Here is a 23,425-nt window from a genome sequence, read left to right as displayed (position 1 = left end):
GAGCGTTCACCGCCATGGCGTGCATTGGGATCAATCCGATCCAGTGCGCTCAACGTGCTTGCGACACTGCGCGCGGGGGTGATAGAGGCATTCAAGACGCTGTATAGCACGATACGGTCTTGTGTTCGGAAATCGGCAATAAGCCGGTGTCTTCGCAAGGCCGCCAAGCCAAGGACTGTGACCACGTGACCAAGACTTTTAAGACCGCGCGCAACACCCGCACTTTGGTAGTTCGCGGCATCGTCATCGGAGCCTTGGCCATCCTTGCCACCGGTTGCGGCAAGAAGGATCGGCCACAAGCAGACCTTGCAGCCAGCCAAGTGACCACCATCGGCGTCAACGCCTATTTGTGGCGCGCAAGCCTTGATGCGCTATCGTTTATGCCTCTGCTTCAGACAGATAGCAACGGCGGCGTCATCGTCACGGATTGGTACACCAACCCCAAGAACCCCGGTGAGCGGATGAAGGTGACGGTATCCATCGTCGATAAAGACCTTCGCGCCGATGCTTTGCGCGTGGCCGCCAGCCGCCAGATCTCAACCACCGGCCAATGGGTGGATGCACCGGTTCAGGCCGTGACCGTGCAGAAGCTGGAAGACATCATCCTGACCAAGGCGCGTGACCTGCGCCGTGCCTCGATCACCGGCTAATCCCGTTACAGGCGAATCTTGCGTGTCATGGCTGCTCTGCCTAGAGGAGCGACCATGACCGCATCTTCAACCACGCCGCCCGCCACTACTTCATCAGATCGCTTCGATCCTGCGATTGCCGATACGCGTTGGCAAAAGGTGTGGGACGAACAGCAATCGTTCCGTGCAAATGATGCCAGCACCAAGCCGCGCAGCTTTGTCCTTGAGATGTTTCCCTATCCTTCGGGGCGCATCCACATCGGGCATGTGCGAAATTATACGATGGGCGATGTGCTGGCCCGCTACAAGCGGATGCGCGGCCATGAAGTGCTACACCCGATGGGCTGGGACGCTTTCGGCATGCCCGCCGAAAACGCCGCAATGGAAAAGGGCGTACACCCCGGCGGCTGGACGCGCGAAAACATCGCCAACATGAAGGCGCAGTTGAAGCGGCTGGGCTTCGCGCTCGATTGGAGCCGCGAAATTGCAACGTGTGAGCCGGAATATTACGGCCACGAACAGGCGCTGTTCCTCGACCTTTACGCAGCAGACCTCGTTTACCGCAAGGAATCGACGGTCAACTGGGACCCGGTGGATCACACCGTGCTGGCCAACGAACAAGTGATCGACGGGCGCGGCTGGCGCTCGGGCGCGCTGGTCGAAAAGCGCAAGCTGAACCAGTGGTTTTTGAAGATCACCGACTTTGCCGATGAACTGCTCGAAGGTCTTTCCACGCTGGATAACTGGCCTGAAAAGGTCCGCACGATGCAGGAAAACTGGATCGGCAAAAGCCAGGGGCTGCAATTCGCGTTCAATCTTTCGAGCGGCGATAAGCTGGAAGTCTACACCACCCGGCCCGACACGATCTTTGGCGCAAGCTTTGTCGCCGTGGCGGCAGATCACCCCGTGGCGCAAACCGCTGCGGTGGGCAATCAGGCCGCGCAGGATTTCATCGCGCTGTGCAAAAAGGGCGGGACCACGGCGGCTGAACTCGAAACGGCTGAAAAGCTGGGCTTCGATACGGGCATCACCGCCAAGCACCCGTTCACCGGGGCCGATCTGCCGGTCTACATCGCCAACTTCGTGCTGATGGAATATGGCACCGGTGCGATCATGGCGGTGCCGGGGCACGACCAGCGCGATTTCGACTTTGCCACCAAATATGGCCTGCCAATTGAGGCTCAGCATATTCCTACCGGGATAGATTGGGACGCATCATTGCAGATCGCATTTGAACAAACCTTCCTCGACGAAGGAAATTCGGAAAAAAGTGTTTATCACGACTTCCGATCATCAGCCTACGAATTGACAAAGCATAAGTTTAAATCAGAGCCTCAAGACTACCTTGATTCTGCAATGCATAAGCTGTTGGTAGGCAGTAGCGAAATTCTGCCCTGCACAGCAGAGGCTGCCTGTAGAGCAGTGATCGCCCGCGCCGAGGCCGGCGGCTTTGGCGAAGGCAAGACGGTGTGGCGTCTGCGCGACTGGGGCGTTTCGCGCCAGCGCTATTGGGGCACGCCGATCCCGTTCATCCACTGCGAAGTGTGCGGCGTAGTGCCCGTGCCCAAGAAGCACTTGCCGGTGACCCTGCCCGAAGACGTGACCTTCGATGTGCCCGGCAACCCGCTCGACCGCCACCCGACATGGAAGCATGTCGATTGCCCGCAATGCGGCCATGCCGCACGGCGCGAGACCGATACGCTGGATACTTTCGTCGATTCGTCGTGGTACTTCCTGCGCTTTGCCAGCCAGCCCGCCGACCGCCCGTTCGATCCCGAAGAGATCAAGCGCTGGCTGCCGGTCGAACAATACATCGGCGGGATCGAACACGCGATCCTGCACTTGCTTTACGCCCGCTTCTGGACCCGTGCGTTGGCACGTATCGGCAAGATCGAGGTGACCGAGCCATTCGCCAGCCTGTTTACGCAAGGCATGGTGACGCACGAGACGTATGAACGGCGCAACCCTGAAAACGGGCAGCCGATCTTCTTTGCGCCAAGCGAAATTGAGCGCAGCAGCGAAGGCGCAACGCTCAAGGCCGATGGCGCAGCGGTTGACGTCGGCCGCGTTATCAAGATGTCCAAGTCCAAGAAGAACGTGGTGGACCCGGACGAGATCGTGGCGAAATATGGCGCGGATGCGATCCGCTGGTTCATGCTGTCTGACAGCCCGCCCGAGCGCGACCTGCCTTGGTCCGAGGCCGGGATCGAAGGCTGCGCACGGTTTGTGCAGCGGTTGTGGCGCTTGTTCGGCCAGCTTGATTCTGATGCGACAGGAGAGGACAAGGCCCTCGACCGCAAGACCCATCAGATCGTGTTTGCCGTCGCGGCAGATATCGAAGCGCTGGGCTTCAACAAGGCCGTGGCGCGCATCTATGAGCTGACCGGTGCGATTGAAAAGGCTGCGCCCTCGGCCAGCCGCACGTCGGCAATCCGCAGCCTGCTGCTGCTGGTTGCTCCGATGATGCCGCATCTGGCCGAGGAAGCTTTTGCCAACTTCGATTCGGGCCTGATTGCCGATGCGCTTTGGCCTGAAGTCGATCCCGCGCTTCTGGTCGATGATGAAGTGACCGTGGCCATTCAGGTTAAAGGGAAGCTGCGCGATACGCTGACCGTGGCCAAGGGCACTTCGAAAGAAGACCTCGAACGCCTTGCCCTTGCTTCGGAGAAAGTGCAGCGTGCACTCGAAGGGGCGGAAGTAAAAAAGGTGATCGTTGTGCCCGACCGTCTGGTGAACCTCGTTGTTTAAGCGCCCTGCCCTGTTTGCTGCTCTGCTGATCGCGCCACTGGCGTTGGTGGGCGGCTGCGGGTTGCAGCCGATGTATGCCGGTGGCAGCGGCGGCGGCGTTGCCCGCGCGCTTTCTGGTGTGAGCGTTGGCCCGATCGAAGGCCAATCGGGCTGGCTGGTACGCAATGCCTTGACCGACCGGCTTGGCGCCGGGCAGGAAAACAGCACAGCGCGCTATCGCCTGGATATCCGACTGGATGATACGGTCGAGGGGCTGGGCCAGTTGTCCAATGATACGACCACGCGCGAGAGGCGGACCTTGCGCGCCCGCTACCAGTTGGTCGATCTGACCTCTGGCAATGTGCTGCTTGATGCCACTGCCGGATCAGATGCCGGGTTCGATGTGGTCAACAGCGAATATGCCGTTATCGCGGCCGAACAGACCGCGCTGGAAAATCTGGCACAGGAAGTGGCAGACCAGATCGTGACGCGCGTTTCGGTGCGGCTGCGCGACGCAAAATGATCCGGGCCCAGAAATGAACCAGGCCAAGTGAAGCTTAACCAGAAGACCTTTGCCGCAAGTGCTGCGCGAGCAGCACGCGAATGCCGTATCTTCTATTTTTGCGGCCCTGACGAAGCAGGCGCCAGCGATGCGGCGAACCGGATCGCCAGCCTGCTGGGTGAGGCAGAAAAGGTAGAATTAACCGGCGCGGAACTGAAACGTGATCCGGTAAAACTGGCCGACGAGGCGCGCTCGGTTTCCCTCTTCGGTGACAAACGAATCATCCATATCCGCGCGGCCGGTGACGATGCCTATGATTCTGTAGAAGCGCTGCTGGAAAGCCCTGTGGATGGCTGGCCGGTGCTGATTGTTGCGACATCCGCCACCGATAAGTCCCGAATCGCCAAATTACTGGACAACCAAGCAACCGCGATGGTCGCGATGTTTTATCTGCCAGACCTGAAATCCGTGGCGGATGCTGTGCGCGACATGGGCGATGCAGTGGGCGTTAAACTGAACGGCAGCCTTGCTGAACGCCTTGCCCGGTCAACCGGCTTGGACACGCGCATGGCGCGCAGCGAGATCGAAAAGCTTGCGCTCTATCTCGATGCATCACCACAAGCTCCGCGCGAAGCTACCGCCGCTGCGCTGGATGAAATTTGCGCGACAAATGAAGATGATAGTCTGATGCCCTTGGTCAATGTTGTGTTGGGCGGAGATGCGCGCAAATTGCCCGGAGAATTGGCGCGGATGCGCGAAATGGGCCTGAATCCGGTTGGTCTGCTTTTGGCATTCGAGCGCCGCGCCGCACAATTGGTGCAATTGGCTGCACGCATGGGCGAGCGCGGCGATGTGACGAGCTTCATGGAACAGGAAGTCGCTTCAAAGCGCGTCTTCTTCCGTGACCGGCCTGATCTTACTGCACAATTGCGGCGCTGGCGCGGCGCCAGATTGGTACGATTGACCGAACGCTTGTCGATGCTGCACCGCACATTGATTTCGGATAGCCGCAACGGCGAGCTGATGCTTGCGCAAGGCCTTGCTGAAATTGCGCGTGCCGCAGTGCGGTAGAGTGTTTTAGAATCGCGCTATATCGAGTGATTTTTATCACTTATGTCTATCTTCGACCTTGATATGTCCAAAACGGTTGGTAGTTTCCCGCAGTGCAGCAAGTTAATGGGTCAGCGCACCAATACGGGATTCTCCGGATTTTAGCTCGTCGTGTTGGACGGGCTTTAGTGGCATTTGACAGCGAGACACGTGATGACCAAGCACGTCCCTATAAGCGAGATGCGCCAGTCGCAAGACCGGCGCAGAATAACGCTTCCGCTTGCGCCACAACTTGAGCAGCGCCGGCTGCAACTCTACATCGGAATGCTGCTACTTGACGGTGCCGCAATCCTGGGCGGGCTGTGCGTGGCCAGCTGGGTTTATCTCGGCAGCTTTTTTGATGAAGCATCGCTTGTACACGGGCAGGTTTTGCTTCCGATTTATTGGACGATCGCGCTCAGTGTGCAAGTTTACTCGCTGCAATCTTTGCGGCGCACAAATTTTGCCAGGGCTCGGGCCACTTTCTCCTTGATGGGGGCGGAAAGCGTTTTGCTGTTCGTTGGCTTTGCAACGAAAAGCACGGAAAACTTTTCGCGTGTTTCGGCTATTCTTGGCCTTGTTTTCGCAATGCTGCTGCTAATTTGGTATCGCGGCCTTGTTCGGCCGGTCATCAAAGCCCGCTGCGGCGTGGCGGGAATCAACATACTGCTGATTGATGATGGCGGAGCGCCGCTGCGTGTGCCGCATGCGTACCATATAGATGCCCGCGAACACCATCTGGCGCCCGACCTGTCAGACCCCCACATGATGGACCGGCTTGGCCTCTACATGATGAACATGGACCGCGTGATGGTTTCGTGCTCGCGCGAAAGCCGTTCTGCTTGGGCACTTGTGTTCAAAAGCGCGAACGTTTCGGGCGAAATCATCGAGCCGGAAGTCAACAGCCTTGGCGTGATTGGCGCGCGACGTGAGCGTGGGTACGGCGCGCTGATCGTGGCGAGCGGTCCGCTGGGCTTTCGTGCACGGGCCATAAAGCGCGGGCTTGATATGGCACTTGCAGGCAGCGCAGTTCTTGTCCTTTCCCCTTTGTTGGTACTTGTTGCCGCATTGATCAAACTGGAAGATGGCGGGCCTGTATTCTTTGTGCAGAAACGCACCGGTCGCGGAAACAGGTTTTTTCCGATCTTCAAATTCCGTTCCATGCGGATCGAGAAGCTCGACGCCACAGGCGCACGTTCCGCCAGCAAGGATGACGACCGCATTACGCGGATCGGTCGCCTGATCCGCCGCACAAGCATTGATGAGCTTCCCCAGATATTCAATGTATTACGCGGTGAAATGTCGATTGTCGGCCCCCGCCCCCACGCGATCGGATCACTGGCAGGCGACAAGCTGTTCTGGGAAGTCGATCATCGCTACTGGCTCCGGCACTCGTTGAAGCCGGGTTTGACCGGGCTTGCACAAGTGCGCGGCCTGCGCGGTGCGACCGACACGGAAACCGACCTTGCCAACCGGTTGCAAGCCGATCTTGAATACCTTGATGGCTGGACAATCTTGCGTGACATCAAAATCATTTTGAACACCCTCGTCGTGCTTGTGCATGACCGGGCATTCTGACTACGCCAACCTTGACCTTTGCAGGGAATATCCCGGCCAAAACCGGTGGCCGAAATTTGCCTAATCAGGGCCTAACTGATCATGCAACCATCGTTAGCGCGCAAAGCCTGCGACATAAGTTCGATGCGAGCGCTGTACTTTCGATGGGTTGGCGCACGCAAAAACCCTAAGATATCCCGGCGTGCCAAACGACTGTAAAGGATCATTGCCTTTTGGGGATCAAACCCCGCGCAAGCAACGAGCCGTATACCGATCGCATCCGCCGCATCCTCGCGCGCGCGACGCTCAGTGAGACCAACCTTGCCGGAATGACGAGCAATTGCATGCCCGAATTCGTGGGCAATCGCGAGCGCCAGTTCGTCATCGTTATTGGAAAATTCAATCAATCCGGTCGTCACAGCGACATTTCGTCCATCACTATACGCATCGATTTTCGCATCAGTTTTGAATACTATTTTTATAGCGCATTGACTGAGCGGGAGTATGGTCATTTTCTCGGTGCGCGTTCCGCGACGTACCTCGATTACCAGCGGCTTCCCAGCCGGGCTCTGTTCTATCCAACGATCAAACACTTCGGCGGCAGACTCACCCTCGCGTCGCGTAGCGCTAATCTCTGCGCTCAACACCGATCCAATCGAAACCACAGTATCACCAGACGCCAAGCCAGCCTTCGATGCCGGGCTGCCTGGTGCCACACCAACCAGAACAGGATCGGCTGCCATGCCCAAAGTTTCCTCCAGCAATTGCCAATGGCGACTTGCGTAAGCCCCTCTATGGTCAAAGCCGGCACCTATATCTGTTACGGTCTTGGCACAGCGGCTATTCGAAGCTTGTCGCAACCGCCACTGCATTTGCCCAACGCGATCCAGATTTTGGCGGAGACTGGCGGGCCAAACGACTTCGCTGGCCGTTGCCCCCAACGCGGCAGTGGCGAATACGAAACCAACCAAATATCCAAACATTCTTGGGAACAAGGGCTTAACTCCGAAGCCAACCATTGCAAAAACACAAAAAATTTACGGTATTGGCAGAACGAAATCAACGAAGGCCGAAAGAACCTGACACGAAGCCCCCCGTTTAGCGTCGGCTGAACAATGATGTGTCCGGACTATTGCGCTGTCGATCATCTGAATGCTGGGGTTGCCACGCCCGCCTCCGTCTCCTTCGACACGCCAATGACCTGCTCTTCTGAAAACCTCGTTCGCTTCATCGTCTATCCTTACTTCAGGCCAGACTCTAATCGTTCTTGGAGGAAAACCAGGAGGTCACGTTTTCACACAAAAACCATTGACCGCAAGGCACAATATGCTGCAATGCACAAATGGTTGCGCTAGCAATCGATAGAAGCGCTATGTATACATCAGCAGTGCTTCGCGGGAATAGAAGGCTTGAATTGGATGGCACGAAAAGGAGTGATAGCTGCGACGGGCATGTATCTCGAAAACGTGACCGCTTTTTCGTGAAGGCATTAGTAACAGGCGTAAACGGTCAGGTCGGCAAGGCGCTCTTGCGCACTGCGCCTAAGGGGTGGACCTGCGTCCCGCTTGATCGCGCCGCGCTGGACCTCTCCGACCGTGATGCCCTCATTCGCATGGTCGACGCCGAAGAACCCGATGTCGTGTTCAATGCTGCCGCTTATACCGCAGTTGACAAGGCCGAGAGCGAGCCCGACCTTGCGCAAGCTATCAATGCCCGAGCGCCAGCCGCCTTAGCCGCCGCGCTATTGCGCACGGGCGGCAAACTCGTGCAGGTGTCGACCGATTTTGTGTTCGATGGGACTGCCGGGCATGGCTACCGTCCTGAAGACCTGCGTAATCCGCAATCGGTCTATGGCACCAGCAAGGCCGCAGGTGAGGATGCGGCGGGCGATGCGGCAATCATCGTTCGCACCAGCTGGGTTTACGCTGCTGGGGGCGCGAACTTCGTGCGGACAATGCTGCGCCTGATGCGCGAGCGCGATGAATTGCGCGTTGTGGCCGACCAGATCGGCTCACCGACCTGGGCAACAGGCCTTGCTCGGACGCTCTGGGGGCTCGCTATGGCTGACAAGCGGGGCATTTGGCATCACCGCGATGCGGGCGTTGCCAGCTGGTACGATTTCGCCGTCGCCATTGCCGAAGAGGCAACGGCCATCGGCCTGTTGCACCGTGTGCCGCACATCGTGCCCATCGCCACGACAGATTACCCGACGCCAGCAAGAAGGCCATCATTCTCCGTGCTCGACGTAAGCGCTACCCGCGCCGCGCTCGGCGACGAGGCCGTTCACTGGCGCGCTAACCTGCGGAAAATGCTCAAAGAGGAACAGGCACTTGGCTAACCTGCTAGTCACCGGCGGTGCCGGATTCATCGGCGGCAACTTCGTTCACTATTGGGGCAAGACGCATCCCGATGACGCGATCGTCGTGCTCGATTGCCTCACCTATGCCGGCAACCGCTCGACCATCGCAGGCGTCGAGCAGGCAGAGCTGGTTGTCGGTGACATCCGCAACACCGATCTCGTCGAAAAGCTGCTGCGCGAGCGTAATGTCGCTACGATTGTCCACTTTGCAGCAGAAAGCCATGTCGATCGCTCGATCACCGGGCCGGATGCGTTCATCGATACCAACATCCTTGGCACCAACAGCCTGCTCAAGGCCGCGCGGGCGGTCTGGCTCGACGGTGGCAGCGGACAGCCGCACCGGTTCCACCATATCTCGACCGACGAGGTCTACGGATCGCTCGGCCCCAATGATCCGGCCTTTGCCGAGACGACGCAGTACCAGCCCAATTCACCCTACTCGGCATCCAAGGCTGCGTCCGATCATCTCGTGCGTGCCTATCACCATACCTACGGGCTGGACGTCACGACGACGAATTGCTCGAACAACTACGGGCCGTATCACTACCCCGAAAAGCTTATCCCGCTGTTCATGCTTAACGCCTTGTCGGGCAAACCTCTGCCGATCTACGGCGATGGCATGAATGTGCGGGACTGGCTCTATGTCGAGGACCATTGCCGGGGGATCGAGGCGGCCATCCGCCACGGCAAGCCGGGCGAAACCTACAACATCGGCGGCGGCGAAGAGTTGCCCAACATGGCAGTGATCGACCGCATCTGCGCCGAAGTCGATCGCGCCTTCACCGAGATCGAGGGCCTTGCAGAACGCTACCCCGATGCGCCTGCTGCCCGGGCTCGTCCGACCAGTGAGCTCAAGACGTTCGTCGAGGATCGCAAAGGCCACGACCGTCGCTACGCGATCGACGAGACAAAGGCGCGGGCCGAAATCGGCTATGTCCCGCAGCACGATTTCGAGAACGGCCTACGCAATACGGTCCGCTGGTATCTCGACAACGAGGACTGGTGGCGCCCGCTGCTGGCGCGTTGAGCGCTTGCTGCATATGCCGCAGACGCAGACCTTTTCGTCATTCTCGCCGATGCGTGACCTTCGTGCCAGCGGAGTTCGTTCATGGCGGTGAAGCGCAACGCTGCGTACAATCTGGCTGGCCTGATCGGGCCGTTGGCGGTCATGTTCGTCACAGTCCCGATGTTCATTTCGCGGATGGGCGAGGATCGCTACGGAACTCTGGTGCTGGTCTGGCTGCTAACTGGCTTCCTGTTCTTCTTCGATTTCGGCGTAGGACAATCGGTCCAGTACGAAATCTCGCGCCGCGCCAAGGACGAGGGTCGCGAGAAGGAGGAGATATTCTGGACTGGCTTGGTCCTGAGTCTGGTGTTCGGCGCTGCCGGCGCTGTGGTCGCAATGGCCGGGGCGTGGGTGATCTTCGGCCATTTCATGGACCTGTCTCCGCAGCTTTACGGCGAAGTCATGGGTGTGCTGGGCTGGATCGGAGTGGGTTTGCCGATCACCACCGTGAATGGCGTCCTGAGCGGTGCGCTGATCGGGCGGGAGAAGTTCCTGCTCTACAACATCCGCAATTTCATGGGCACGATGCTCGAACAGTTGTTGCCGTTGCTTGCGATCATCGTGTTCGAACCGACCCTGACCTATGCTGTCCCGGCCAGCATGATCGGCAAGCTGATCTCGCTCGCTTTCCTGCTGTTCGTTACGTTCAAGCACGTGCCCGCAGGCTGGAAGCCCCGTTATCGGCGGCAGTGGATGAAGCCCATGCTGGGCTACGGCATCTGGACCAGTGTGGGCGCGCTGGGTCGGCAGCTTCTGGTAAATTCGGACCGCTTCGTCATCGGCAGCCTGCTAGGCCCGGCATCGGTGGCCTTATACGCGGTGCCTGCCAACCTGCTGCAACGCACACAACTGTTCTCGCGTGCCGTCGGTCAAGCCATGTTCGCCAAAGTCTCGCGTGCCGACAAGGATGGCTTCACGATTATCGCTGAAAAGCTGACGCGTGTGAATCTGGCGGCATCGACCTGCATGTCGGCCGCGGCCATCGTTGCTATCGAGCCTTTTTTCGCGATCTGGATCGACCCCGATTTCGCCCGCCGATCCGCTCTGGTCGGTCAGCTTGTCGCCTTTTCCTCTATGTACCTGTCGGCAAGCGTTGTGCCCGCGATGATGCTGCGAGCGACCGGTCGCCCGAAAGATACGACGACCACGCTGCTTATGGAAGTGATACCGTTTCTGCTGATCATTTATCTGGGGGCGAAATGGTATGGAATTACTGGTGTGGCGGTCGGCCTGATCATCCGGGGCGCAGCCGATTTCCTGTTACTGGGCTGGCGTTCCGGCATCTTGGGCATGTCGCTGCGTCTTTCGCTGCAAGCCGTTGGCCTGCTGGCGCTGACACTGGCTGCAACGCTGCTATTGCCGGGTCTTAGCCTGCTTGAAGTGATTGCCAAGCTGGCGGTGCTGGGCATCATCGGGGTGTGGTCGCTGTGGCTGTCTCCGGATATCCGCAACTTCGTTGTCGATATTCTCGGCAAAGTGCGGAGACTCAAACCAACTCGCACGAAACGCTAAACGTGATACTGCATTCCTGAATTAGTCTTTGCGCAACGGAGAAACAACAGTGCAACCCAAGGTTTTTGGTATCGGATTTCAGAAGACCGGCACGTCGTCACTGGGCGAAGCGCTAGAACATCTCGGCTATTCGGTGATAGACTACTTCGGCACCACCCTGCCGCTGGACGAACTGCGCGCTCGCTATGTAGAACTTGGGCTGGAACTGGCGCAAAAGTACGACGCAGTGCAGGATATGCCTTGGCCGCTGATGTTCCGCGAGCTTGATCAAGCTTTCCCCGGTGCCAAGTTCATCCTAACCGAGCGCGATGCCGACACCTGGTATGATTCCATGGTCAAGCACTTCGGCGAAACGCCCACACCGATGCGGCAGATGACTTATGGCGAAGACGCCCCTGCACCAGCCGGGAACAAGGAGCGCTATCACGAGGTTTACCTGGCGCACAACGACACCGTGAAGGCTTACTTCGCCGATCGGCCCAACGATTTTCTGGTCTTGAATCTCGAGAAGGGAGATGGATGGCGCGAATTGGGCGCCTTTCTGAACCGGACAGATGTACCCGAGGGATCGTTCGTTCACGCCAACAAGGCCGAGAAGCGCAAGACGCTGGGCTATCAACTCGAACGACTGAAAACCCGTGTTAAGCGCAAACTCGGCCTGATGCCTGATGGTAAGGGCTAGCGGTAATCCCTGATTGCCGCGTCGACATGGGCCTGTGTCGCCGGGTTGACCGGTCTGATCGAGAAGATAGCCGAGCGTCCGATCCTTTGCGGCGCGCCGAGAATTTCCTCGACGACATGATAGTGTTCGCGACCGGTGTCGAAATAATCGTCGAACAGCAATTCAGCGCTGGCTGCGTGTTGTCCAGCCTCAAGTGCGGTTTTGAGTGCGCAGGCGCGGCGAAAGCGGCCGTCCACGAGAACCAGATCGGGGAACGGCCGCTGCTGTGCAGCCAACGCAGTAAAGGGAGCGTTGACATAGTTTGCCCACCGGGCAGCGCGCTGATCGTTGGGCTTGCCAGGTAAAGGAATCGCCCATTCGACGGTGGTGCCAATACCAGCATCCAGAACGGTTACCTGATGATCGGCTGCCAGCCCGCGGCGGACAGACCTTGCAAAGTAGCGATCCCCTTCGACCGAGATGGTAGGCACTTTCATTCGCCCCGCCAGCCTGGTCGACCCGCCAGCACCGAACTCCATGTACATCGCAGTTTTCGCCAGACGCGCTTCCAGCCACTGGGCGGTCTCTTCGTCGAGCCAAGGTGTATCCGACACGTCGAACCCGACGATGCGTTGCGCATACATGAAGCGGGCGATATCACGCAGCCGACGAATCTTCTTCAGCATTAAAGGGTGTCCTTGGCGTTCATGAGTGAGAAGCTGGATGTGCTCGAGTTCTAGAATGTGATGCTATGTCATAGAAAAACATCACATTCCTTTTGCGAGGAGTTTGTTGAGGGACGGGAATAGCTTGTCCCTTGTGCAACAGCGAAGACGGATGAGCAATATTGCTGGTGAAAATTCTCTTGCACGTCGATAAAGATTGCGGTGCAGCAAGGGGACAATCCTTTGTAACCGCTACGCCGTACCTGAAGGACATTGCCGTTCATGTCTGATATTGTTTACCGCCGCGATCTCGATGGGCTGCGCAGCCTTGCAGTGGTGCCGGTGGTATTGAACCATGCCGGGCTTTCGGCGTTTCCTGGTGGCTTCGTCGGCGTCGACATCTTTTTTGTGATTTCGGGGTTCCTGATCACCGGTATTCTGGCGCGCGAACTCGACGAGCGCCGGTTTTCGATCATCGGGTTTTATGAACGGCGCGCCCGCCGCATCCTGCCTGCATGGCTGGACGGACGATGCCCGACCGCGCGTCCATAACTAAAGGGTGTGCGATCCGAAGCGCTTTCTAAGGCCCAATGCGGGCATGGCCAGCACACGGAAGCTGATCCACGCCAACAAGAAGGTCACGGCGATGCCAAGCGGAATGAACATGAGCTTGGCGGTCAGGCTTGTACTTCTCGTGCCAAGACCAATGGCTGCGAAGACGCGCAGAACCTCGCTATGCCAGAGATAAGCGCCATAGGAGAGTAGTCCGCCTACCCGCGAAACCCTTGATTCGAGGAGGAACATTAATGGGCTTCTGTTTTGGGAAAGGTACAAATGCACAAAGATGAGAAATAAAGCGATGCCTTGTACCGAGTAACGCAAGATCTCGCGAAACTCTGGGTTTCGTATAGCCAGTGACAAAGCGAGCAATGTTAGCCCGCCCATCAGGCAAAGTCCGCTTGCAAGAGGACCTACACGCCGTCGCTTTTGGGCGATGAACGCGAACAGGGCACCGTAAGCTATCGAATCCATCCGTGCTTCGGAGGCCATATATGTGTAAGGATTTGTCCAAGTTAGCGGGAAGGTATCCATCACGACAAGAAAGGTTCGCCAAGCAAGGCAGCCCCCTAAGATAGACGCAAAAAAGACCCTCCTTATTCGCGCGTTGCTGAACACGAAGCCGAAGATGGCGGGGTATGTCAGGTAGTAGTGCTCTTCAACGGATAATGACCAAAGGTGCGTCCAATACGGCACCGAATCTGCGCCAAAATAAAAATAGAGCCACGCAATATAGTAGTTGGTAAAATAGAAAATCGCGGCAAAAATATCGATCAGCTTTGGCCCGGTGCCAATAATTGCCCCCAAGGCGATCGAACCCGCGATTAGACCAAGCAACTCCGGCCCCAAGCGAAGAAAGCGCCGAATATAGAAATTCTTGACCCCGATGAAGCCGTTCTCCCGCATCTCTTGCGAAAGGAGAACCGTGATCAAGAAGCCGCTTATGAAAAAGAAGATCGTGACACCAAGACCCGCCGGCACGAGGGGCAAACCGAAGTGCCCAAGGAGCACAAGCCCCACTGCAAAAAGCCTTAGTCCATCAAGCCCTTCAATCCGATTGATCGCGGTAAAGTTGTACAATGGACGCCCTTTTTGATAGCCAGATCATATTGCGGATGGACGATAGTCTATAGCGTTTTTCATTCCCGCTTGCCAAACCCGTTTCCGATGAACAGATTCACACAGCCTTGCGGGACGCCTTAAGTCGCTTGGCTTTTTCGCGCTCGATCTTGTCACCAATGCGCCGACGGAAGGCGGAGGCCTTCCACAACAGCTGGTCTACTGTTGCCGTGATACCCCCCTTTCGGAAGATGTCGGCCATACGCACAGTGCCGAAGCTGTACTGGTTTGAGATCGAATAATTGTCGGCCGAGTGCCATACCAAGGCACAGCGCAACGGGTCGAGGTTCGCGTCCACCGGCACAACATAACGCGAATGCAGGCCTTCCGGTACGTTCCAGTAGGTCAATGCCCAGGCCGACTGGACCCGGCACGAATGCTTGTACGATTGCGGCATGGTGTCTGCCTTTTCCAGATCTGACCACGGCGAGGCAAAGTATTCGGCGCACAGTTCGCGGTCGAGGATGAAACCCGCCCAATACGAAAAGGTCGGCGCGACGTAGACCTGCCCGTCGATCGTTTTCGTCTCCTGGGGCTGGACGATCTGGTACCCGAGGTAGTCGGGCGACATGATCACGCCATCGGCGCGCTTTTCGAAGCGCAGAAAACCGGGGAGGCAGCCGACTGCCTTGGTCTTGGGCAACTCGCGCGTAAAGTACGCGACGTTGTCTGCATCGACGACAATGTCATCCTCGATATACATGAACAAGTCCTCGGTAGTACCCTTCCGTTCAAACCATTCACGAAGGTGAGCCTTGTGCCACCAGGTCAGGTGCCACGGGTGGGCCATCCCGTGCGCGACATCGAAGCGTACCTTAAAGCCGCGCTTTTCCAGCGCGGCTTGCGCCTCGACAATCAACGGTTCGTCGGCGATCGCAATATCGTTGGTGACCAGCGTCACTGTTACAGAAGGCCGGTCCCATTCGACGACCGCCTTAAGCACTTCAGCAAGGTAGGGAATGCGTTTCGGGACATAATGTGCAGCAATCGAAACATCGAACGTAGGCACTGCCATTGCAAACTCCGCTGGCTGTCAATCTTTTGAGGGCAAACCTGCACGCGAGCCTGCCTGTCATTGCCTTGTTGCACAATCTAAGCAGTTTGTGCACATACGAAATGAATTCATCCGTGGGAGCTGTAATTTTGCGGGCCAAGACGCTCAGGCAGGCTTTCGCGGAGGTGGGCAACCACGGCCCAGGCTTTGACACGATCCGCCTTGTGGCCGCCAGTTCTGTCGTGCTGCACCATTCACTGGTTCTTCAGATCGATCCGGTCCGCGATGACTGGCTGTTTGCATTCAGCAATGGCTACACCCAGCTGGGGCTGCTCGCTGTGTCGCTGTTCTTTGCGTTGAGCGGTTTTCTTGTTACCCCGGGCCTGACCAAAAACGGCAATGTTATCGAATATCTCAGCCGCCGCTTCATGCGCATTATGCCGCTGCTCGTTCTCGTGGTGGCAACCACCGCGCTGCTGGTCGGACCATTGCTGACTACACTATCGCTTGCCGATTACTTCGCAAATGCGAAGACTTGGCTCTATCTCAAGAACATGACCACGTCGCTCAGCTTGCAACTACCGGGCGTAACAAGCCATAACGGAACCAGCAACGTCAACGGCGCGCTATGGACGCTGCGCTACGAATGGATGTGCTATATCATTCTGGCCGGAGCGTCGCTGGCCGGACTCTTGCGCAGGAAGTGGCTGTTCCTCGCGCTCTGGGCGGGCGCGATGGTTGCTATGCTCATGCTCTACGGCCCGCTGACCGAAACGCAGGACAAAAATGCGCTGTTCGTGCTGCTGTTCCTGTTCGGATATTTCGGGGCTGGCACCCTGCTCTATCTGTTCGGCGATCGCGTTCCCGTCTCGTTTGCATGGGCATGCGGAGCGTTGGCCGCCTTGTTGCTGTGCCTCGGCAGCAAGGCCGCGTTTGTTCTGGCACCCCCGCTTATCGCCTATCTTGTGATCGTGATCGGCACCTGTCGGTTTCCGTGGTCTGACCTGCTGGCCAAGGCCGACCTTTCATACGGGCTGTACCTTACGCACGCGGTCGTGCTTACGATCCTGACCAACATCTGGCCGTTCACTTCTAGCCTTCTCCTGTTCGTGACCGGGCTCGGAGTTTCGCTCTGCGTTGCCTGGTGTACATGGACCTTTGTTGAGCAGCCGGCGCTGCAACACAAGTCTTTGCCGGGCCGGATTTGTCGAGAAGCGCTGAGCCGGGTCGGTCTAAGAGCCTGATCCAAAAGTCGCCGGTTGAGGAATGGCGAGGGATTATTTGTGCTGATGCGAAACGATTGCCGTCGCGAAGCGGGGCATCAAGGCATCCGGCAAAGGCGACGGGGCAGCAAACTGCCCCGTCTCACGTCATACAATCGCGTCGCATCCCGCTGCGTCCGAGGCAGAACGCCTGCGGCCCGTCCGGTCGAAAGCGACAACTGCCTCCTTGCGGTTTGATGCGAGTGAACCGCTAGGCGTGAAGTCTCCCGCTGTTCCTGAAGCTAGATTGGATTCGCTATTCCCGCCTTGCGAAATAAAAGATCCGAGGCCTTGCCCTGACGCGCCTTCCAAGAGATGGTTCTTGGAAATGAGAAGTCCTCCATCCGGGACACCGTACCAAAACATGTCCGCAAGCATGTTGTTGGTTAGCATGCAGTAGGAGTCCGGATTATAACCCTGATCGACCCGCAATAGTAGCCGCTGGTTGCTCCATGTGTTGTGCACGATCACGACGTGGCTGTGCACGGACCGGCCAAACTGGCTGTAATTGGTGACATCCGGCTTGGTGTGGAAGGCGTTGTTGAATACAAGGAAGTCAAGTGCGGGGGTGCTTGCCGACAGGAACAGAACCTGCCCGGCAAAATTCGTGACCGTATTGAATGCGATGGCGTAATTTTCGTTTGGTTCGCCCGTGCTGGCCGGATTCTGCTGATACCAGTCGGTGTGAAGATCGAAATAGGTGACCAGCGTCTGCGGGGTGTCTTTCACGTTTGTCGGAGCGACTGCAGAGCCGCGATTGCCGTCGATGGACAGCGCGGTCGCGCGGCGCGTGTCATCCAGCAATGTGGCTGCGAAACCGACACCGAGGCCGTTCAGCCAGTCTACGACATTGGCAACGTTATAGTTTGTGCCGGCGATGAATGCGGCCGAGGTGTTGCGGAGAACAAAGCTTGCGGACTGTGCGCCCCAAGTAACCGTGACCACACGTCCGTCGTTTTCGTTTCCGCCTGAGATTGCAATGGTCGCAACGCTCTCAGGCCCGGTATAGACGACCGACAATGCCGGCACATTCACCTTCCAGCCCTCGTTGCTGTCCAGATCGTCGAACCGGTTGTGTACCACGCAGACCGCGTTGGTCGCACCGTCGTTGTAGCCGCTGGCAAGGGTGTTGCCCCGGGCAAGGGTGGCGGCGGTCACCCCATAAGACAACGCGCTGATGGTACACTCGGTTATGTATGCCCGGCCGCCAAAGAAGACGGAAACCGGTCGCTGGCCTTTTCTCCACAGCGAGTAGCGGCCATTCGAGTTGATGACGCGCACGCCATCGAACCAGTGCTGGTTGCCCAGCCCTTCATGGAAGATGCGCAGCGTCCGTGCTGAATCGAGAGTGATATTCGCACCGCGCAGGCAAAGCCCGTCGATTCTGGCGCGCAAGGAGGCCTCGTCATTCCGGGTGATCGTGACCGGGGCAGATGCAGTAATCGTGTAATAACCGCTGCCTCCCGCATTCGAACCACCGGTGTCATCGATGCTGTATGTGCCTAGCTCGGTAATGGTCACCAGCGGGTTCTGTGCCGTCTGCTGGCGCAACCACCTCAGGGCGTCGGTGATCGACTGGTAACGTTTGCCCGCAACAATAGGCAGCGACGGCGCGATCTCGATCGTGTGGTCATGAAGCACCCGTTGCGGACTGAACCGGAAAGGGCCGATGACCCGGCGTTGCATCGTACTGTCGAGCGGAATCGCCTCGAAGTATATGTGAGCATGACCATAACGGCCATCGTTTACCAGTTCGGCCCACCACCCGAAGTATTCCCGCTCCTGACCATTTGCATCGACGATTTTCTGGAAACTCGGCGCGGTGATGTCGGCTGATCGCCCTTCATAATGGACCCGCACCATCTCCAGACCCATATTCTCGATCAGCGAGCCTGAATTGTTTGCACCGGCCATGACACCGATGACAATTCTTTCGGTGAAGTGCTGGCTGGGTACAACCATGAGCCGGAGGATGGGTTTGGCGGTTGTGCGCACAGGATCGGCGGGTAGGGCGGAGAAGCCCGAATTTGCTAAACCGGTCCAGGCTGCGCCTGGTACGAGCGAGGGCAATCGGGCACTGGATTGCCCTGCGCGCAGCCGCTGCGCGCGAAAGCCAAACGAGAACTGTCCCATTACGCGAGCCCCACGATCTCTCTGGCAGTCGTACCGGTAACCAGTATCCGCCGGACGCGAATGTCCAGTATGCTCCCGGGTGCGATATTCGTGAATGTCACGGGCGACTCGTTGCGGACAGAGATGATCGCCAGGTTTCCACCTTGACCGACATAGATTGCCTTGGTTGCCATCTGGATGTCTGCTGAATCGTTCGGAATAATCTCGAAGCAGGTCTCGGCGGGTGATGTCGGGTTATTGCTGGTGTGAATGAAAGGGTCGACGAACATGATGGTCCTCCAAGTTGAACATAACAAGAACAACTGGCATATCAGAGGGCGCATATTGTAGGAAAGCAGATTCAGGCTTGTTGCATTGCAACAGATGCTTGCGGCAGTTGGTCTAATAGGGCAAGAACCGCCTGAGCCAAGGAGGTCAGGCATTTTGACGGCAATGTCGCGCATTTTGGTCGATGGCCCGGTTCCAGGCGGACATATGGCCCGCGCTGTACCTGTTCCTGCTCGGCGGTCACTCCTCGATATCCTGCCGGTCGTGCTTGTCGCCTATTCGACGCTACTGCCACAAGAAGTGCGCATCACTGTCGCAGAGCTTCAATTGTATCCTTGGCGGATCGCATGCTTCATGTTGCTGCCGTGGGTGCTCTCCCGATTGGCACGTGGCCATTTGAATTATCGGCCAGCCGATCTTTGGATGTTCATTGGCAGCGGCTGGATGATCATATCCTTTGTCGCGGTCTACGGATTTGGCGACGGTTTCGTGCGTGGCGCCGCTCTCGCTTTCGATGTGATCGCACCTTACGTGATCGCACGCGTCAGCATAAAGGACCTTTCTGACCTGCGCAGATTGCTGCTCGCAATCGCGCCGGGCGTTGCTTTTGTCGGTGCGATCATGGCGGTCGAGAGTATAACTCACGAGAAAATCATCAAACCTCTCGCCGCCTCGATATTCGGTGCGCTGTCCCGCTACGAAAACGGTGTCGCAGTAGGCTTGCTGACTGGTGGCTATTATGAAGTTCGTCTTGGGCTGCTGCGCGCGTCCGGACCGTTCAATCACCCAATTCTCGCTGGCATCTTTCTGGCCGCTCTGCTGCCTTTATACTGGACATCGGGCCTGCGGCGCTGGCCGCTCTATGCCGGTATCGCAGCAAGCTTTCTTTCATTCTTCTCGGTCAGCTCTGCAGCGCTCTTCGCGCTCGCGCTGGGAGTTGGGTTGCTGGCTTATGACTATGCCGGCAGATATGCGGCATTTCTGACATGGCGGCTGCTGTTTGTCTTGGCTGCAGCCATGATGCTGTTCATCCAGATCGCTTCCGGCAGCGGTTTGAGCGGTTTTCTAATCCGCGCAAGCCTTAATCCCGCGACTGGCTATTTTCGTCGTTTGATCTGGTATTTCGGCTGGCGCTCGGTTGAAAAATATCCCTGGTTCGGAATTGGTTTTAAGGAATACGAGCGTCTAAGCTGGATGGTTGGGAGCGTGGACAATTACTGGCTGCTGTTGGCGATGCGGCATGGCCTGATTGCCGCAATTGCATTTCTCGCGTTGTCTATTGCAGCAATTTACTCGGTGGCCCGCCTCACACAGTTCGCAAACCTGACTGACCGGACGTTTCTAGTCGGACTGGGAGTCGCTGTGTTCATCCTGGCGGTAGCGGGTTTCTCCGTCGCGCTGTTTGGCCCGATGGCGAGCTGGTTCTTCATGCTGCTTGGCATGGTTCTTTCGCTGCAAGGACCAGCTGCGGTCACCCCGCCCGCGTCAAATCGGGCCACGTTGCGATGAGGGGCGTCCAGTGACGGAGACGACAACACAGCCGCATGATACCACAGTTATCATCGTCAGCTACAATACGCGCGAACTCACGATCAAGGCCATCGAAACCTTGCTTCAAAACGCTGGAGCCGTTTCCATGCGTGTCATCGTCTGGGATAATGCGTCGCACGACGGTTCAGCCGATGCCGTCGCACAGCAATTCCCCGACATCGAGCTGATCCGCAGCACCGACAATATCGGTTTTGCACGCGCGAACAACGCCGTGGCTGAAATGGCAGATACGGAATGGCTCATCCTGCTCAATCCCGACACGGAAACGTATCCGCGCGCAATCGAAAATCTCGTGAATTTCGGTCGCAAACACCCCGAAGCAGGCATCGTCGGCGGGCGGACAGTATTTCCTGACGGATCGCTGAATATCGCGTCATGCTGGAACACGATGACACTTTGGAGCCTGTTCTGCTCTGCGACCGGGCTAACCAGAGTGTTTCGCGATACCACGTTCTTCAATCCCGAGGGTATCGGCGGGTGGAAGCGTGACAGTGTAAGGCATGTCGATGTCGTCGTCGGTTGTTTCTTGCTGATCCGTACGGCGCTGTGGCGCGAACTCGGTGGATTCAACGAACGCTATTTCATGTATGGCGAGGAACACGATCTCTGCCTGCGTGCAGCCAAGCTGGGCTGCCGCCCGATGATCACGCCGGACGCGCAGATCATGCATCTCGTCGGTGCTTCCAGCAACAAGCGGGAGGACAAGGTGCTGCGTGTGCTGCAATCCAAAGTCACGCTGGTCCGCGATCATTGGAGCAAGCCAAGGGCCCGGCTGGGGATTGGCCTGCTGTGGCTGTGGATTGCCAACCGCAGGCTCGGCGCCTGGTTCAAATCGCGCGTCACCGGCAAGAGCGATCAGGAGACCAGTTGGCACAACATTTGGAAGAAGCGCGGCGAGTGGCTGCGGGGGTACTGACTGTGGCTGATCCTTCTGCTCTGCCGAGGAAGAAATCTATTGGACGTATGGGGCGCCTCGTGCGGTTGTTGGCCTCGACATTCGATCCCAGGGCCTGGGCGCACTTGTTCAAGCTGGTCAATTACTACAACTACAGTCACGTCACGCCCTTACGGCAGATTTCGCTTGGTGTATCTCCGAGCATCAGCCCGGATGTGGTGTTTTCCAACCCCGACCGGATTACAATCGGTAACAGGGTGAGGCTGGGTTCGCGCTGCCATATATGGGCAGGTCCGCGCGATGGGCGTATCCGAATCGGTGACGACGTGCTGTTCGGGCCGGAGGTGATGCTCACGGCCGCAACCTACGCTTACAACGAAGGAAGCCCGGTCACGGATCAAGCCATGCGGGAAGCAGACATCGAGATCGGAAATGACGTGTGGCTGGCAACGCGCGCCGTTATCCTGCCTGGAGCAAGGATCGGCGATGGCGCTATCGTCGCGGCCGGCGCAGTCGTGAAGGGCGATGTCCCGCCTTTTGCGATCGTAGCTGGATCACCTGCGCGCATTGTCGGCCAGCGGACAGTGCGGGATGATGCAGGCTGAGGGCGTTAGCTGGCAATCGCTTCAGCGATACCGGCAGCAAATTCACGGCTTATCCATTCCCTCGTGAACCGGGCCGCTTCGTCGGTCACTTGCCACTGGGCCAGTGCTGCTTTCATCGATGACTCATTGACCAGCACATGCTGCATGGCGTCAGCAATTGCTTCGGGATCGTGCGCATCAACCTTGATCGCGAAAGGCTTGCCTTCGAAAAACCCGTCCACGGCGGCACCACGCGGGTAGATGATCGGAAGGCCGCAGAACAGAGCCTCAATAAAAACCAGCCCGAAACTCTCCCGTAATGACGGCATGACGAAGCCTGCTGCCCGGCTCATGTCGTCGCGAATGCCGCTCCGGTCTTTTGCTCCCGGAAACCCGACGACAGACTGCGCGCCCGCTTCCCTGAGGCAAGCTGCGAAATCGGATTGCGACCCGCCGCCCACGACCTTCAGGCTTGTCTCGACCCCGCGGGAACGAAGGACGTTCATGGCACGGCACATGCCCGGCAAGTTCTTTCGCTTGTAATTCTTCAAATGGAATACCGAGATGAACCCGCTGCCGCCTGCCAGTGGCGCAACGGGCGTGTCGATGTCGGTCGGGCAGGGCAGCAGGCGCGATGGCCCTTGACGCGGCCCGAACCTATCTTCCATCGCGTGCAATGCCCAAGGGGCGAAAGGGAATACCGTACTGGCCCGATGAAAAACACGCGAGAAGCTTTTGGCAAGGTCGGGCCGCGCCCTGACGATCTTGGTATCCGTGTCGCCCTGTATCGAGACCGCGTAGGGAATGCCTAGAAGATCCGCCGCCCGCTCTGCTACAAGCCCTTCGGTAGAGAGCTTGTGTCCCACGATCAGGGCCGGTCTTTCCCCCTTGGCCAGTTCACCCGCGAGCCAGTTGCCCAGCTTTACGAGTATCGTCTCGTGGAAGATGCCCTTCGACGGCGCTGCATACTCAATCGCCGTACCATAGGCGAAATCGCTTGATCGGACGCCGCGAAGATCTGCGCGATTACCGGAGAAAACATCTCTCGCAAGCTGACGAGGGCTTGGCGCAAGGCGATTCAAGGAAAAGACGCGGTGCTTGAACTGTGTGGCCGTCAGATCAATCAGAGTGCGGATAACCGGTGTCTTGAAGGGCTCCACCGGATCGGGGAAATCCCCCGATACGTGCACAATCAAAGGCCGGTTGGAGGGAGGGGCGGTCACGTCGTTCCTTGCTCTTGCAGCAGAACGGGTTGAAATACAGCCTCCGAAAGCCACCTCTCAACCCAAAAGATC

At 57.8% G+C, this 23,425-nt stretch carries 20 protein-coding genes and 1 pseudogene; 14 read left to right on the top strand and 7 right to left on the bottom strand.

Annotated elements, in window-relative coordinates:
* Positions 1-224 precede the first annotated feature (224 nt).
* The 5 genes from IP81_RS00640 (at position 225) to IP81_RS21200 (ending at position 6,525) form a co-directional block, all read left to right on the top strand.
* On the top strand, positions 225-650 hold the full coding sequence (locus IP81_RS00640; RefSeq protein WP_157573025.1) for a DUF3576 domain-containing protein: 426 nt from the start codon (positions 225-227) through the stop codon (positions 648-650).
* Between the two features lie 54 nt (positions 651-704).
* The gene (gene leuS / locus IP81_RS00635; protein WP_054106021.1) at positions 705-3,377 is read left to right on the top strand and encodes a leucine--tRNA ligase; all 2,673 of its coding nucleotides are present in this window, start codon (positions 705-707) and stop codon (positions 3,375-3,377) included.
* A gap of 70 nt (positions 3,378-3,447) precedes the next feature.
* Entirely contained in the window at positions 3,448-3,879 is a 432-nt protein-coding gene (lptE, locus tag IP81_RS00630; RefSeq protein ID WP_197274469.1) for an LPS assembly lipoprotein LptE, read from the top strand.
* 27 nt (positions 3,880-3,906) lie between these two features.
* Positions 3,907-4,929 (top strand): DNA polymerase III subunit delta, encoded by a 1,023-nt coding sequence (holA, locus tag IP81_RS00625; protein ID WP_054106019.1) that lies wholly within the window; start codon positions 3,907-3,909, stop codon positions 4,927-4,929.
* A gap of 192 nt (positions 4,930-5,121) precedes the next feature.
* Positions 5,122-6,525, top strand: coding sequence for a sugar transferase (locus tag IP81_RS21200; RefSeq protein ID WP_231626186.1), 1,404 nt, complete (start codon positions 5,122-5,124; stop codon positions 6,523-6,525).
* Between the two features lie 71 nt (positions 6,526-6,596).
* Here IP81_RS21200 and IP81_RS00615 read toward each other — a convergent pair whose 3' ends face one another.
* Positions 6,597-7,247: a M48 family metalloprotease gene (locus tag IP81_RS00615; RefSeq protein ID WP_197274467.1), complete on the bottom strand. Its 651-nt coding sequence runs from the start codon at positions 7,245-7,247 to the stop codon at positions 6,597-6,599.
* 737 nt (positions 7,248-7,984) lie between these two features.
* Here IP81_RS00615 and rfbD point away from each other — a divergent pair.
* The 4 genes from rfbD to IP81_RS00595 all read left to right on the top strand — a co-directional run bounded on the left by rfbD (position 7,985) and on the right by IP81_RS00595 (position 12,123).
* Positions 7,985-8,842, top strand: coding sequence for a dTDP-4-dehydrorhamnose reductase (gene rfbD, locus IP81_RS00610; RefSeq protein ID WP_054106017.1), 858 nt, complete (start codon positions 7,985-7,987; stop codon positions 8,840-8,842).
* Complete coding sequence (gene rfbB, locus IP81_RS00605; protein WP_054106016.1) at positions 8,835-9,890, top strand: dTDP-glucose 4,6-dehydratase; 1,056 nt, start codon at positions 8,835-8,837, stop codon at positions 9,888-9,890. Before rfbD ends, rfbB begins: the two co-directional genes overlap by 8 nt.
* A gap of 81 nt (positions 9,891-9,971) precedes the next feature.
* Positions 9,972-11,441 (top strand): oligosaccharide flippase family protein, encoded by a 1,470-nt coding sequence (locus tag IP81_RS00600; protein ID WP_054106015.1) that lies wholly within the window; start codon positions 9,972-9,974, stop codon positions 11,439-11,441.
* A 49-nt stretch (positions 11,442-11,490) separates the two neighbouring features.
* Positions 11,491-12,123 (top strand): sulfotransferase family protein, encoded by a 633-nt coding sequence (locus IP81_RS00595; RefSeq protein ID WP_054106014.1) that lies wholly within the window; start codon positions 11,491-11,493, stop codon positions 12,121-12,123.
* Here IP81_RS00595 and IP81_RS00590 read toward each other — a convergent pair.
* Entirely contained in the window at positions 12,120-12,788 is a 669-nt protein-coding gene (locus IP81_RS00590) for a hypothetical protein (RefSeq protein ID WP_054106013.1), read from the bottom strand. The two genes, IP81_RS00595 and IP81_RS00590, sit on opposite strands and share 4 nt — an antisense overlap.
* Before the next feature lie 261 nt (positions 12,789-13,049).
* On the opposite strand from IP81_RS00590, the pseudogene IP81_RS00585 reads away from it, so the two are divergent.
* Positions 13,050-13,283 (top strand): annotated as a pseudogene (locus tag IP81_RS00585) (acyltransferase family protein); the annotation flags it as partial.
* 36 nt (positions 13,284-13,319) lie between these two features.
* On the opposite strand, the gene IP81_RS00580 reads toward IP81_RS00585, so the two are convergent.
* Together IP81_RS00580 and IP81_RS00575 are read right to left on the bottom strand one after the other, a co-directional pair.
* Positions 13,320-14,405, bottom strand: a complete 1,086-nt coding sequence (locus tag IP81_RS00580; RefSeq protein ID WP_082355841.1) for an acyltransferase — start codon at positions 14,403-14,405, stop codon at positions 13,320-13,322.
* A 97-nt stretch (positions 14,406-14,502) separates the two neighbouring features.
* A complete protein-coding gene (locus IP81_RS00575) occupies positions 14,503-15,459 on the bottom strand; it encodes a hypothetical protein (RefSeq protein WP_054106010.1) in 957 nt (318 codons plus the stop codon).
* Between the two features lie 113 nt (positions 15,460-15,572).
* On the opposite strand from IP81_RS00575, the gene IP81_RS00570 reads away from it, so the two are divergent.
* Positions 15,573-16,682 carry an acyltransferase gene (locus tag IP81_RS00570; protein WP_197274466.1) on the top strand — a complete coding sequence of 370 codons (1,110 nt, stop codon included), beginning with the start codon at positions 15,573-15,575 and terminating at the stop codon, positions 16,680-16,682.
* Between the two features lie 126 nt (positions 16,683-16,808).
* Here the strand turns inward: IP81_RS00570 and IP81_RS00565 are convergent, their stop codons facing one another.
* Positions 16,809-18,833 (bottom strand): hypothetical protein, encoded by a 2,025-nt coding sequence (locus IP81_RS00565; RefSeq protein WP_054106008.1) that lies wholly within the window; start codon positions 18,831-18,833, stop codon positions 16,809-16,811.
* Positions 18,833-19,102: a hypothetical protein gene (locus IP81_RS00560; protein ID WP_082355854.1), complete on the bottom strand. Its 270-nt coding sequence runs from the start codon at positions 19,100-19,102 to the stop codon at positions 18,833-18,835. The genes IP81_RS00565 and IP81_RS00560 overlap by 1 nt, the downstream gene beginning before the upstream one ends.
* Before the next feature lie 205 nt (positions 19,103-19,307).
* Here IP81_RS00560 and IP81_RS00555 point away from each other — a divergent pair, with 205 nt between their 5' ends.
* From IP81_RS00555 to IP81_RS21570, 3 genes are read left to right on the top strand one after another with little or no spacing between them, the layout of a single operon-like run.
* Positions 19,308-20,609: an O-antigen ligase gene (locus IP81_RS00555; RefSeq protein WP_157573019.1), complete on the top strand. Its 1,302-nt coding sequence runs from the start codon at positions 19,308-19,310 to the stop codon at positions 20,607-20,609.
* A gap of 10 nt (positions 20,610-20,619) precedes the next feature.
* Positions 20,620-21,567, top strand: a complete 948-nt coding sequence (locus IP81_RS00550) for a glycosyltransferase family 2 protein (RefSeq protein WP_054106005.1) — start codon at positions 20,620-20,622, stop codon at positions 21,565-21,567.
* A 59-nt stretch (positions 21,568-21,626) separates the two neighbouring features.
* Positions 21,627-22,151 (top strand): DapH/DapD/GlmU-related protein, encoded by a 525-nt coding sequence (locus tag IP81_RS21570; RefSeq protein ID WP_197274465.1) that lies wholly within the window; start codon positions 21,627-21,629, stop codon positions 22,149-22,151.
* A 5-nt stretch (positions 22,152-22,156) separates the two neighbouring features.
* Here the strand turns inward: IP81_RS21570 and IP81_RS00540 are convergent, their stop codons facing one another.
* Positions 22,157-23,353, bottom strand: coding sequence for a glycosyltransferase (locus IP81_RS00540; RefSeq protein WP_054106004.1), 1,197 nt, complete (start codon positions 23,351-23,353; stop codon positions 22,157-22,159).
* Between the last annotated feature and the right edge of the window lie 72 nt (positions 23,354-23,425).

The organism is Novosphingobium sp. AAP83 (assembly GCF_001295795.1).
Classification (GTDB): Bacteria; Pseudomonadota; Alphaproteobacteria; order Sphingomonadales; family Sphingomonadaceae; genus Novosphingobium.
The sequence above is the reverse complement of the archived record's forward strand: the minus strand, read 5'-3'. Positions and strand labels throughout refer to the sequence as shown.